The 14,426-nt window shown below is 38.7% G+C and carries 9 protein-coding genes and 1 tRNA gene; 5 read left to right on the top strand and 5 right to left on the bottom strand.

Annotated features, from left to right (window positions below; genetic code table 11):
• Positions 1-147: 147 nt before the first annotated feature.
• From AC21OG_RS07645 to tsaA, 3 genes are all read right to left on the bottom strand, one after another.
• On the bottom strand, positions 148-828 hold the full coding sequence (locus tag AC21OG_RS07645) for a TetR/AcrR family transcriptional regulator (protein ID WP_487378153.1): 681 nt from the start codon (positions 826-828) through the stop codon (positions 148-150).
• Positions 829-951: 123 nt separating this feature from the next.
• Positions 952-1,737: a TatD family hydrolase gene (locus AC21OG_RS07640; RefSeq protein ID WP_487378152.1), complete on the bottom strand. Its 786-nt coding sequence runs from the start codon at positions 1,735-1,737 to the stop codon at positions 952-954.
• 131 nt (positions 1,738-1,868) lie between these two features.
• Positions 1,869-2,711, bottom strand: coding sequence for a tRNA (N6-threonylcarbamoyladenosine(37)-N6)-methyltransferase TrmO (gene tsaA / locus AC21OG_RS07635; protein ID WP_487378151.1), 843 nt, complete (start codon positions 2,709-2,711; stop codon positions 1,869-1,871).
• Positions 2,712-3,213: 502 nt separating this feature from the next.
• Between tsaA and AC21OG_RS07630 the strand changes: the two genes are divergently transcribed.
• From AC21OG_RS07630 to AC21OG_RS07610, 5 genes are all read left to right on the top strand, one after another.
• On the top strand, positions 3,214-3,987 hold the full coding sequence (locus tag AC21OG_RS07630) for a ferredoxin--NADP reductase (RefSeq protein WP_487378150.1): 774 nt from the start codon (positions 3,214-3,216) through the stop codon (positions 3,985-3,987).
• Positions 3,988-4,094: 107 nt separating this feature from the next.
• A tRNA-Leu gene (locus tag AC21OG_RS07625) sits at positions 4,095-4,181 on the top strand.
• A 186-nt stretch (positions 4,182-4,367) separates the two neighbouring features.
• A complete protein-coding gene (locus tag AC21OG_RS07620) occupies positions 4,368-5,621 on the top strand; it encodes a DNA cytosine methyltransferase (protein WP_487378149.1) in 1,254 nt (417 codons plus the stop codon).
• Positions 5,618-7,948: an McrB family protein gene (locus tag AC21OG_RS07615; protein WP_487378148.1), complete on the top strand. Its 2,331-nt coding sequence runs from the start codon at positions 5,618-5,620 to the stop codon at positions 7,946-7,948. Before AC21OG_RS07620 ends, AC21OG_RS07615 begins: the two co-directional genes overlap by 4 nt.
• Before the next feature lie 37 nt (positions 7,949-7,985).
• A complete protein-coding gene (locus AC21OG_RS07610) occupies positions 7,986-10,517 on the top strand; it encodes a DUF2357 domain-containing protein (protein WP_487378147.1) in 2,532 nt (843 codons plus the stop codon).
• Between the two features lie 141 nt (positions 10,518-10,658).
• Here the strand turns inward: AC21OG_RS07610 and AC21OG_RS07605 are convergent, their stop codons facing one another.
• Complete coding sequence (locus tag AC21OG_RS07605) at positions 10,659-13,679, bottom strand: YjbH domain-containing protein (protein ID WP_487378146.1); 3,021 nt, start codon at positions 13,677-13,679, stop codon at positions 10,659-10,661.
• A complete protein-coding gene (locus AC21OG_RS07600; protein ID WP_487378145.1) occupies positions 13,676-14,344 on the bottom strand; it encodes a hypothetical protein in 669 nt (222 codons plus the stop codon). The genes AC21OG_RS07605 and AC21OG_RS07600 overlap by 4 nt, the downstream gene beginning before the upstream one ends.
• Between the last annotated feature and the right edge of the window lie 82 nt (positions 14,345-14,426).

Raw genomic sequence — 14,426 nt, 5'->3', positions numbered from 1 at the left:
ATATAGCAGGCCTGAAAAGTAATAAAATGTGGGAAGAATCTTCATAATCTCTATAAAAGACTGCACCTTATAGCTTTAGCAAATATAGCTTTAGCGAATTTATCAATACGTTTTACTATAGTAGTCGATTATCTCAAAGGCAACATGTTACGAGCTTTGCGATTGCTGATGGGCTTCACTTTCTGAATCAATTTGATTAACCAATTCTACCATATCGTCGTCATCAACATTTTGACTCGGATACTGTTTAGGTAAATCCAACATCTGCTGAACCAATGCAATACGCAATGTATCTCGACGTCCCAAATAGCGTTGATAGAAGCTAGAATTTAGTAAGCTTGCTCCCCCTTGACCTATCGACCAGATAGTCGATAGATAATCACGGGTGCTTAGACCACTATTTTGACTTTGCAAATACTGACTGCTAATGTCAATCAACCGTTTCATACGTGCCCGTCTGATCTCATATAGCTCACCAAACATTCTATTAAGACCTTGAGCAGACGCAGCCAAACGCTCCTCAATTTGGTTAAATAATAATGCTTTTTGCGGATTCATCAATTGCTGGAGTATCATACGCGATACGCCAGCTGACACACAGTCATCAATTCTATTGATTTCGAACAACTGCTCTTCGTAACGAATAATGATACGCAGATATAATTCATCTTTACTTGAGAAATGCTTATATAAGGTGCCTTTAGCCAGATCGAGTTGATCGGCCAGACTGTCTAAAGTGATATCACCACTTCCTGCTTCAAGTAAGAGCTGCTCAGCTGTGGCTAAAATGTTCTCTTCGCGGTTCTTGAATTGCTGCTGCCTGCTCATGCAAACTCCTAACCTTGTCGTTGTTATATCAAAGAAAATGCTGTTTAGAGCACATTGAAAGTCACCCTACAACAATAAGCGTTATGACTGATTGGTCATAACCTGAATAGGATACCCATTTTATTAACAATGTGCCAGTAGTTCCTCGAAATTTTTTGCAGTGAGTTGACCCACTTCCTCTGAGCTTATCCCAAATAAATCACCCAAGCAGCAAGCCACGTAAGTCACATATGCCGGTTCGTTAGATTTACCTCGTTTGGGAACAGGGGCTAGATAAGGACTGTCCGTTTCGATAAGCAGTCTATCTTTAGGCACCTTTAAGGCAACATCACGCAGACTTTGTGCGTTTTTAAAGCTGACTATTCCCGAAAATGAAATATAAAACCCTAAATCAAGCGCTTTTTTAGCCGTATCCCAGTCTTCGGTAAAGCAGTGAATGATGCCATGGTCTGCCTTTTCAGCTTTTAAAATATCAATGGTGTCCTGTTTGGCTTCTCGAGTATGAATGATTAATGGCTTTTTTAACGTTTGGCTGGCATGGATATGACGCGCTAAACTCGCCTTTTGCTCCTGCTTATTCTCATCACTCCAATAATAGTCTAGACCTGTCTCACCAATCGCCCAGACATGGTCAGCAGAAGCCATATCAACTAAGCGCTCTGTGCTAGCAGACTTTAGAACCTGTAGATCTTCACAAGGGTGAATACCCACGCTCATACCAAGATTAAGATCATCATCGCCATATTTGCTAATAATCCCATATATCTCATCATACTCTGCAAAGTCGCACATAATCGCCATGGCGCGACTCACATTGGCTTCTTTCATGGCATGAATAACACCGTCAAGCTTGCCATCGTGGTTGCTTAAATCTAGACGGTTAAGGTGGCAGTGGCTATCTGTATACATAAATACTCTTCTAAATTTAAAATGGATGGTAATGACTGTCTGTTAACAATAGATTTATTTTTAATATCGGTATCAGTTACTTAAAATCAAGCCGCTGGATGTATGACACCCTAGTTTAATAGCTTTATAGTTTAAATTTTATGGATGGACACAATCTGCAAACCTCTTTCACCCTTAGTTTGTTGTAATGATTGAAAGCCCACATCATACTGTTTATAACGCATATAGTACACCCGGTTGCTATCGCTTTGACGATAAGCTGGACGCGGATCTTGAGAGATTAATTGACATATTATATCCCTATCTTCTTTAATTAGCGGGGCTTTAAACGATAGGGAAGCTGATTGGCTATCAAACTCCGTGTCGTTACTCTCGTCATATCTGTCACACTCGGTCCGATGAGTCTCGCTTTTAATATCCATCAAACTGTCAAACTGAACCTTTGCTGACTCACTAATCGACACCGGCATTAACACAGGCTTTTGTGACGCATACCCACTCACCGCTCCTGTAATGGCATCACTATAAGAAATGTACGGCTTAATATCGATAATCGGTGTGCCATCTACCATATCTGCTCCAGCAATGTGCAGCTGCACTCTACCCTCTACCACGTCTACCCGTATCAACCTCACCACTGATAAGCCTAGCTGCGAAGGACGGTAGGTACTGCGTGTAGCAAAGACACCTAGTTTAAAATTACCCCCCAGTCTAGGAGGTCTTACTTTGGGTTTAAAGGACTGAACCTCATTCTTCGACTTCAAATAATTGTGGTGTGCCTGCCACGTGATCCAAAGATGGCTAAACTGCTCAATGCCTTCAAAGGCTTCAGGTGTGTCATAAGGGTTTAACAGCTCTATATAACTACTATAAGCCACTAAATTCGGCTGGCGTGGTATACCGAACTTTTGCGATAGCGGTGAACGGTGATATCCAATGATAGGAATAGACAGGTTGTTTTCAGCGTTAGGCATAAATCGTTTGCTAGGCTTGTGTGATGAATTTAATATTGTAAGCTATTCAGCACGCTATTAGCAGTGAATAAGCGGCTTATATTGATTTTAACATCTGTTATTCCATTTTATTATGATGCTTTTTTCAATTTTTGCCGAGATTGACGTTATGATAGTGAAAAATTTGTTATTATATGCCGATTAGCATAGTGAGAACTTTTATCATTTAATTAGTTCATTTCATTAGTTCATTTGATAAAGTATTTGTCACTCTGTCAGGCGTAATGATTCATATTGAAATGGTAATTCGTATTTGGTCAATACCCTACTGACTGGTTTGCCCGATTCATATTTTAATCGTTAAGCATTCGTTTTACAGTAACAAATAATCGTTTAACATCAAATGACCGTTTAAGAGTATCAAAAAATCTGGTTCTCCTCTATTTAACACAGTTTTGTTTAAATAAATCACCATTTTAAATCGATAATCGACATTTCTGATATCCATTTTACTGAGGCTTGTATGTCAAAATTCCACACCGAAACAGTGACCTATGTACACCACTGGAATGATTCTTTATTTACCATCAAAACCACTCGTGATGCAGGTTTACGCTTCCGTAATGGTGAGTTCGCCATGATTGGCATTATGGTAGATGGCAAGCCATTGATGCGTGCGTATTCGATTGCCAGTCCAAACTATGAAGACCATTTAGAGTTTTTCTCAATCAAAGTGCAAAATGGGCCTTTGACCTCACACTTACAGCATATCAAAGTGGGTGATGAGCTGATTATTAGTAAAAAACCGACGGGCACTTTGGTCATTGATGACTTACTACCGGGCAAAAATTTATATATGTTAGCAACAGGTACTGGTCTAGCGCCTTTTTTATCCCTGTCTCGTGACCCTGAAGTTTATGAGAACTTCGATAAAATCATTCTATGTCATGGGGTTCGCCGTGTCGAAGATCTAGCTTACCGTGAGATGTTTGAAGAGACCTTGCCAAATGATGAGCTCTTTGGTGAATGGTATCGTGAAAAGTTTATCTACTACCCAACCGTGACCCGCGAAGACTTCCGTAATACAGGTCGTATCACAGATCTTATGAAGTCTGGTAAGCTCTATGAAGACATTGGATTACCGCCTATTAATAAAGAAGATGATCGGGTAATGATTTGTGGCAGCATGCCCTTCAACGCCGATATTTCTGAAATCCTTGACGGCTATGGTTTGACTGTTTCTCCACGAATGGGCGTGCCCGCGGATTACGTGGTTGAGCGTGCGTTTGTCGGTTAATAAATCTATTATGGGGCGTATGTGATTAATAAAACACTTGACCACATTTGATAAATTGATATAATACGCCTCCTATCAAGCACATATTAAATGTTGCTACCCTACATGCCGGTGTGGTGGAATTGGTAGACACGACGGATTCAAAATCCGTTGCCTTTAAAAGCGTGTCGGTTCAAGTCCGACCACCGGTACCATTTAAAATAATTAAGCCCCTATTAAGGGGCTTTTTTATTGTCTTCATATAGTTTATTTAAAGTTAACCAAACAAAATATATAAGGTACACTATAATTAATAATTTATTTTAAATCACTCTTAACTCAATTATATATCAATTATAGCTTATAAGGATTTATTATGAAATTTAGAACAGTAGGTAAAGATGTCAGATAAGATAAAACTCCTACAACAAGCTCAAGAATTACTCAAACCTTTAGCAGAAACTCACACTCCCGAGGGAACTACTATCAATGCTGTTATAGATCAGTGGTTGCTTGCCATTGCTACAGACAGTGAACTCTATTGTAATTTACAGATATCTAATCCTTCTGATTTAAAAAAAAATGTTTTAAGCACTTTAATTGAAAAAGACATCTATATTGATGAAAAAACACTATTTGAATCAATCTTCCAAGGATTATCATTAAAGCCAACTAAGAATAGCAGCTTTAAATTTATTGACTTATTCGCAGGTATTGGAGGTCTTAGACTTGGATTTCAAAATAAAGGTGGTATTTGTGTATTTTCCTCAGAATTTGACAGGCACGCTCAAGCAACATATAAAGAAAATCATGGCGAGCTTCCATTTGGCGATATTACATTAATAGATCCAAAGAACATACCTAAACACGACGTACTACTTGCTGGTTTTCCCTGTCAACCATTTTCCCATGCCGGTTTAAAACTTGGTATCGACGATACTAGAGGCACACTATTTCATAATATTGCAAGTATAATTGAAGCTAAAAAACCTAAATTTGCAGTACTAGAGAATGTGAAGGGTTTAATTAGTCATGATAAAGGACATACTTTAAAAGTTATTCTTAATACGCTAACTCAAATTGGTTATAGTTGTAACATACCTAGAGATATTATTGAAAATGGTACTACTAAGGAAATTCAAAAACATGCTAAGGAAATGGTTCTTAGAACAATTGATTTTGGAGTTCCTCAAAATAGACAACGGATTTATATAGTTCTTTGGCAAGATGGATTAATAGATAAATTTGAATACCCTACGAGTTTATCTATCAATACCAGAGTAGGTGATATTTTAGAAACAAACCCTGATCCAAAGTTGACTATATCGGATAGACTATGGGCCGGTCACCAACGGAGAAAGATTCAAAATAAAAAAAATGGAAAAGGTTTTGGTTATGGTTTAGTTTCGGCTGATTCTCCATATACCAATACTATTTCAGCCCGTTATTATAAGGATGGTAGTGAAATTCTTATCTATCAAGAAGGTAAAAACCCTAGAAAACTAAGCCCAAGGGAAGCTGCACGGTTACAAGGGTTTCCAGAAGAGTTTAAATTTAGTGGTTCGAATACACAGGCCTATAAGCAATTCGGGAATAGCGTGACTGTAAATGTTGTACAAGCTTTAGCAGAAAAAATAGAGGCGCTCCTTAAATGAAACTTATTAATCTAAATGAAAAATTCAATGAGATAAAACAAGCTATTGCAAGTATGCCATTTGATGATGTAAGACTTACTGACTCCTTTAAAACAGAATATGAAAAATATATTAGTGAAAATAATGCTAATGGATACGCTAACATTGAATGGTCAGATTTTTCTGCAAAAATAATTACAAGTTCTGGGAAAGCTATTTTCCTATCTAATTATTGGTTTTATATTGCAGTAGAGCTATCAACTTACTTAGATGGACTATCTAGCCATAAGAAAATTTTTAAAGACATTTTTGCTGGTGAAGATCTTAATAAGATGGCTATGTCTTTGAAAGAAAATCTAACACAAGAAAACGAGAAGCGAATTCAAGAATATTTCACTGCTAATCATCTTGATGATGCGGAGTATGATTATTTTTTGGAGTTTATTACAAATTATCCAAGTTGGGGAGGTGGCAAATCCATAGATCGGAATGATTATTATGTATCGCCTTTATTACAAGCTGGTAACCTGTTAGCAGAGACTCAAAGTGCAATTGCAGAAATCGCTAAGCAGTTCTCAGAAAACAAGCTGCTAAAAGATACATTTACTGCAATCTTTACTCCATCAATGAGCTTATCAGATGACAGGAAAAAACTAGTTTCAGGAAATATAATCAGTAAATTTGTTTTTGATACAATTAATTTCTTAATTCAAAATGGTATAGAACAGCCGCTTTTTGATTGTATTGTAAGAGGGTATAGTGATTTAAACGAGCCTAAAAATTGCAATTTAGAACATGCTGGTTATAGACTTACTTCTATGTTCAAAGTATCAAAATCTCTATTACCTTCTGAGGAACTTGAGAGCGGAGGTAAACCGAGATACATTGATGATCCTTTAAAAACTAATTTTGATTCTCTATTCTATTACTTATCGACTGAGTGGACTAGTGGTCGTAGATCTAGGCTAGATATGCTTAACTTCATTGAGATATTCCACTCTCTATATAATGATTATAGAATTTCAACTAAAGATGGTTGTTATAACCTTATCACTAATTATTCAAGTTATATAACCCCCACCCCATTATCCAAACCCTTTATACTGTTAGCAGGCATATCAGGCACCGGTAAAACTCGTTTTGTTCGAGAACAAGCTAAGGCTACTGGAGATCTTGGTGAAACTTACTGCTTAACTTCAGTCCGCCCAGATTGGCACGAACCTAGCGATCTACTAGGATATATATCGCGTTTGAGCGGTAAAGCACAATACATCACAACTGATGTATTACAGTTTATAGCTAAAGCGTGGCGTACAATTATTGATGTCAATCTTGAAATAAAAGTGGATAACAATAGTCGATTAAAAGTATCGGGTAAAAAATCCGACTTAGAAAAAATTCCCCCTTATTGGCTATGCCTTGATGAAATGAACCTAGCGCCAGTAGAGCAATATTTTGCTGATTATTTATCTATTTTAGAAACGCGCTCTTGGCAATGGCAGGATGCAGATCAGTTCTCCTATAGCTGTGATGCTATTTTAAAACCGTCTGTTTTTAATCAAGTCGCTGACAAATCACAGCTTCGTAAAGAGTTGAATTTAGATGGCAGCCAGTACGATCAAGCTTGGAACTATTTTTGTAATTTTGGTATGAGCATCCCATTCAATCTCATCGTGGCTGGTACTGTTAATATGGATGAGACAACACATGGCTTCTCACGCAAAGTAATTGATAGGGCATTAAGCTTCGACTTTGGTAATTTTTTTCCTAATGATTTTACTCATTTTTTTGCTCCAGTAGTCAATCATAACCCCCTGAGTTATCCACTTCATTCACAGGCTGAGCCAACATATCTACCAGCTATAGATAGTGATGGGCAAAAGAGCATTACTTTCTTAAACTCTATTAATGCTATTTTAGATAACACTCCTTTTGAACTAGCCTTTCGTGCCCTCAACGAGCTTCTATTATCTGTTATTTGCGCCAAGCCGAACGATGAAACTGAATTACAGGCCATTTGGGATGACTTCTTAATGTGTAAGGTATTACCTCGTATTGATGGGGATCACGATAAGTTGATATTTATTGAAACTAATAACCCAGATGAGGTCTTAGATATTAACCATACTACCCTCAATAAAACTATTCTTAATGAACTATCAAAAGCTCTGTCCCAAAACCTGTATTTGATTTGGGGCGAACAGCATAACCCTAAAGAGACTCGCCCAGACCTATACCGTAGCAATACAGATGGTAATACTATATTTATCAGTTGTCGTAGTAAAGTTAAGCTTGATTGGATGCAGTTGCGTCTGCAGCGCTCAGGCTTCACAAGCTTTTGGCCTTAGCCCTATTTGAATTCTACTCATAAGGGAATGCAACGTTATGTCTGAATTGCTATATATCCAAACACCGCACTTTGAGTTGTCTGTTTGGTGCAATGATATTACTAAACGTCAGTCTACCTATCAGGCTACTTTAGCTAAGCGTAAATCATTTCAGGGTTCTAATACACCCCCTACATCAATCCGCCTATCTCCCGCTTTAAATATTTATAAAGTAGTTTTTATGGGCAAGACATTAGATTTAGAAACTGAGATCACTCATAGTGAACTTGAAACCAAGATTAACCTTAGTCACCCTATTTTTTTCGAAAACTTACAATATCATTTTGAATGGATATTCATAGCTAACAATGATAAAACTGTTAATTTACCAGTTATTCATGATTACAGTCATGCCTCTTTAGCTCACCGCCGTCACTTAATAAACGAAAGCTTTAGATTTGCACCCTCTAAAGGAACTATACCTGCACGTTTAACGGGAATGATAAACACGTCAAACCATTTGGGTTGGATGCGTCTACCTTTACAGTATTCAATAGTTGAAAGGCAATATGAAAGTAAACTAGCTTTTGAAGTTCTACCTACCAAAATGAGCTTACATGTTGATTTACCTTTCATGTACCAAGACATTGATGATGTTTTTCCTTTATGGCGTTTTAGTCTGACTAGCCCTACTGAACAAAATGCCTCTAATGGACAACAGCGCAACTTCTTCCCTTTATTTTGGCTAGCTAACTTTTCTCAATTACGTCAGCAGTTTGAACATGGACTAAAAATCATTACACAAGCACCGCATAGTAGACTTCAATCACATACTATTTATAATAAAGCTGATCGACTTAAAGGGAAATTATCTCATTGCTTGGCTAGCAAAATTAATGAAGATTTTAAAAACGGCTTATCTAGTAGGCGCTATCCCACTACTAAAAAGAAACTCAGCGTAGATATACCGGAGAACCAGTTTATAAAAATGGCAGTAACTACCACATTAAAAAGACTGTCTAATTTTGAGAAAAAGCTTAGACTAAACAATGCAGCACCAGACCATCAACGACTATCAGATGCCTTCTTAAATGAGTTTCATAGTTGGCAAGAGCCTCTGAAAAAGACATTAAATCAAAGCTTTATGCAAGAAGTAAGTTCATTTGGTGGATTGAGTCATGAATCTTTAGTACTGCAACAAAAAGTGGGTTACAGCTTAGTATATCGAATATGGCAAGAGTTGAAGTTGTACCTCAACCTATTTGATAATCAATCTAGCATTTCCATGAAGTCGGTTGCGGAGATTTATGAGATATGGTGCTTTTTAACGCTCAGAAAAATTTTGATAGAAGACTTAGGTTTCGAGCAAGTATCCACAAATAAACCTGACCTTGAACTGAATAAATTTTTTGAATATCAGCTCAAGGATGGTTTTGTTGGTGCAATAGAGTTCAAACGTGCAGATGGCGTAAATGCGAGGTTGGCTCACGAGCCTATTTTCGGTAAAACGGGTACTGAAATACGCTCTTATCTAACTACTCAAAAGCCAGACATTGTATTAGAGGTCACCTTTCCAAACAATGAAGATAAAAAAGATAAGCGCTTCTTATGGGTTTTCGATGCTAAATACCGAATAAAGACTACTAGTAATAGCTACGATATTGAGCCTGATATTGAACGCACTGACTACGTTCCAGAAGATGCTATAAATCAAATGCATCGCTACCGAGATGCGTTAATTCGTATTTCCAAAGATAAAAACACGTCACTAACTAATGAGGATAGTTTTTTTAAAAGCCGTCCAGTTATTGGTGCTTTTGCGTTATATCCTGGATATTTTGACCAAGTTAATCATGACAACCCCTATCAAAAAGAGATTGAGGAAGTAGGTATTGGAGCCTTTGCTTTGCTACCCAATACTCCAAGATATGATATTAATGATGACAACTACCCTTTATTCAACTCTAATAACTTCCACTCAGGCAGTTACTGGCTATGCCAATTTTTAATAAATCAAATTGGTCCATTTGTTAGACAGACTGAGTATAGTCCCAATCAAATAGCTGAACGCCTCTACATACAGGAGCCCGCTCGTATTCCTTATAATGGTATGCAGCAAATACTTTATCCAGACCTAACTTTTACTATAGCTTTAGGTGATGAAACAGGGCGCAACAAGTCTTATTTTAATAAATTTAAAGATGGCACAGCGAATTGGTATCATATGCCAGAGCGTATATTTTTACGAAAATATCAACGACATGTAATAAATGAACTGCGTTATCTGGCGTTAGCTACAAACTTAGATCAAACAAAAGATGGTAAACAAATTGATAAATTATGGCCAATTTTAGAAGTTTCCGTGGTCCCCAGATATCAGATTACGGTTTTACAAGCTGGGAATAGTAGGCATAGTCAAGAGCGATACTATTTGTTTAAACTTGGTAAACCGTTAACCCTCAAAGTCCCAATCAAAGGCGTGTCTAAAACCTCCTTTATGGAGTCAATGAGTCTAACCACACTCGCTAATATAGAACAGGTAGATCAATTTAATCAACTTAAACAAGTCTACCAAAGTGCCTTAGCTTAACCTAAAATCTGAGCCTTAATAATAAAGCTCAGCTTATCTAGCAAACTTTCATATTATATGACAATAGTCATTCCTATTAATAACTAAAACCTCGGAACCAATACCTAAATAGATTTTACATTAAACATATTACACTATCACTTACTGTGCTCGAGGATTCTCAATATCCAAAGCGGATTTATCAAGCGGCGCTGTCAGATTAATCAACTGATTTCTACGTTGCAGCTTCGCACCACCATCACGAATGAGAGGTTGATACACCAGTGACGCAGTACCAGGCGACCACTGTCTAAATAGCGTATCAAACGGAATGGAGACGTAAATACCTTTATCGAGACTGCCTTCTCCGAACTCCTCAGAGCTGACATCTGTCTTAGTAATCCAGCCCCCCATCTTCACGCCGTTATCAAATTGACGAGACAGATCCAAAGTAGCCCCTTTATCACCCGCTAAATACTGACCCGCTGACAACTTCATATCGACATCATACCAAGGGGTGTCCCAGTATAAGCTGACATTCCCTGTGGTTACTTCATAATCTTGCAGACCAAAATGCTGATCAAAGTCACGCTGACGGACGCGGTTTAAGTCAATACCAACCGCCCAAGGTTGATCAGGACGACGGTATAAAACTTCTGCACCGACACCAGCAAACATCGATTCTAAGTAACCTGCGTAGGCCAAGCCATACCAGTTGTTACCAAATGACTTAAACTGATTCCACTGCAAGTTTGGCATCAGAATTCGGGACGTGGTCATATAATCACCGAAATTAGTACGGACACGGGGCAGTTTGCTGTGCGCCGTGTAGCTATAGTGATCATAATTATCCACCACACGTATTTGGGCATTCGCATCGACCCAAGAGCCTTGCCATAATTTATAATCCGCATTGGCATTGGCAAAAACACCAAATAGATACCCATCAGGACCACCAATGCTTTGTTGAATGCTTGGTGAGAACCTTATAGACCCCTTTGGTGTATTAGAGTGCGCCACAACTTGAGCGCTTGGAGTATTGTAGCTTGGCGCAGCCGACGTTATGGTTAACGGTTGTTCAATGCGTTTTGAGGGTGGTAACAATTGTTTATATTGCTGTTCCCATGTTTGTGGGTCGATGTTAAACACACCAACTGGCTCACCATATCTCGACACTTGAATTTGAACCATTTTTATATCAGACGTGAGAACTTGACTTAATATCTCCATGCCTTGTTGCAGTCGTTCTTTGATAAATACGCCGTTATAGTCTTCTACATTGATAAGAACATTACCTTTATCTATCGTTAAATCTGTAGCCTTCCAGCCTGTAGCTTGAGAGAATGCATTTAATAATGGCGCATTCTGCGACAATGACTCATCTTCAATCCCTAAGTTAACCCGATATTTAAGTCCAGAGTATTGAGTAAAGGGAACCTTATCAATATGTTGGACCTGTTGAGCTTTAGGTTTAATTTGCCCCAGTTTAGTCAAATCACCTGCTAAAGACAGTCCGAACATCATCGTGTCACCGCGCTCATATCCAGCGCTAAGCGCATAGCCTCTATCGATGTCTTGCCAAGTCAGACCTACATTAATAGGAAAGTCCTTGGATTCATAGTTTTCACCAAACAGTCGTTCAGATTTATAGTCATTACCATCATATTCAATCTTCACTGTGAGTGGATCATAAGGGGTATGCCATTGCACCCCACCAAAGAAGGAAGCCGGTCCAGTAAACCATGATTTTGGACTTAATTCACCGCCTAATCCTTTTTTATCAGCAACGCGCTCATCAAAGCGATCATCAATGACGCCCAGCGGATTGTCGATATTGCCCCGAGCGCCCAAATAGCCCCAGCCCATACCTAAGCTAAAGTCAAAGTCGCCATAGCGTTTATTAGCAACAACGTATTCACCACCAAATATACTGGTACCTGCTGGATCTCGCCAACCAACAGCTACCTCTGGAATCCAGCGATCTTCCTTTAATAGCTTAAGTTTAACGTCTAGAGACTTATCTTTAAGGTCTTGGGTTGGGCTAACAGGTCCATAAGAGACCCCATCAATATTGGTATAGCGGACGGTAGTCTCTAACCGATCAAACGGCTGTAATAAGATATTGTATTGCGTATATGGATCGACATGAGACACATGTGTCACTAGAGTACCTTTGTCATGCATACGAGCAGTAGGCGTCTGTAATAGACCTACTACGCCCCAATCGCTAGAGCTAACACGCAGATCCCTGCCCGTTTCAGGTTGCTTATTATTAAGATTATTATTAAGATTAAGATTGAGATTGAGATTAATAACCGCACGGTCTTGTCCATTAGGTAATGATAAGTCTAACCCTTGAGTGGCAATAAACTGAGCAACTTCCTCAGCCAGCTCATCTGACCAGCCATTTTTAGCACTTGGCACCCATAACCAAGACCCAGAGTTCGGTGCCATTTGATGTTGGGCGTTCCATTTCGCAAGCGTAATATACTGCACTGTGCCATCAGGTGATATTAGATAGGCATCATCAGCTTGTACATTTTTGTTCAAATGAGAGTGGCACTCATCAATATAGCTTTTTGCACTCACTCCAGATTCAAAGCTAACGTTGCAGGCTTGAGTATCATCAAATAAGACAGTGATAGTATTAGGACGGGTCTGTACACGTACTGAATCCCCTGCTTCAAAAACAGGTTCGACGCTTGGGTTGACTTGCAGATAACGAGGATCTTGCTTAGGAAGAACAACACGTCCTGTCGCAGATAACGACTCAATCCACTGCTTTAAAGACAGTAAATCTGCTTGACTACTGGGGTCGCTGTTGATTGCGAATTGTTCAATTTTCTGGCCTAATATGTTTTGCTGTTGTTGTTGCGGAGCAACTTCTGACTTTGACTCCCATATCAGAGCAGGTTCATAGTATTGTTGAGGATTTTGTTCAAGCTCTTGGATTAACCACTCCCCCATTCGCTGTCCTTCAGGAGGAGTTAACGCTTTGGAATGACTAGGGGTTTGTATATAAGAGTCTACAACCTTATCATTTCCAAATTGATGAGTTTCAAATTGGTGAATATCTTGAGGCTGTTCTGTATTGGCATAACTGGGCAAGCTGATACAGGTCGCTAACGCAAGCACTAACTTTTTATAACTTAATGTTGGGGGAGTAAGTTCTTTTAGCTTCATGATGCTTTCCATACTTGCCAAGATAGACAATAATTTTTGGAAATACAGTGTTGTCCATACACAGGCTCGTTCATATTATTTGATTCAAAGGCATACCAACTATCATAGGAAGGCTTATCATCCATGGCCGCTGATTTTGATACACTATATTCATGTACCCACTGTAGCGTAGATTTATCTCCGACATAACTGTCATGATCAGGAATGGCACTACTTCTCAACTCGCGTCGCTCTTGTACAGCAGTCATACCATCAACCGTATCAACTTCTCGGATAAACTGGATCGGTTTTGATGACGACCAGTTTAAAGGTGTAATCGTACGTTCACGCCAGCTATACTCTGGCGTAGTGACCGATATTAATCGACCATTTGACCATTTAAAAACAGAGCGGTCAGCACTGTAATAAACCTTTGTATGGACACTTGGCCATTGATCCGTTGCCCCTTGAGCCAGCCAAGCTACCTGCCCATTCATTGTGAGTCTAATGTAGTTAAAATCTGGACTTAAATTCGGTTGAGTCGCCTTATTTTTAAATAGACTATTCGATACGCCGAAGCATTGAGTACGTTCACCAGAGCAACCCGTTTTAACCCCACAGCCGAACAGGCTTAAAGCACTAGTTACGACCAATAGATTGATAAGAGACTTATATGATTTTTGCATTTTCTTTCACTATTTGATTATGAAAAAATATGCCTTAAATTTCTACAATTTAAGGCATATTACTATCAACCAATCACTATTA

The organism is Psychrobacter sp. CX5 (genome assembly GCF_057621535.2).
This window is presented reverse-complemented; position numbering and strand designations above follow the sequence as displayed.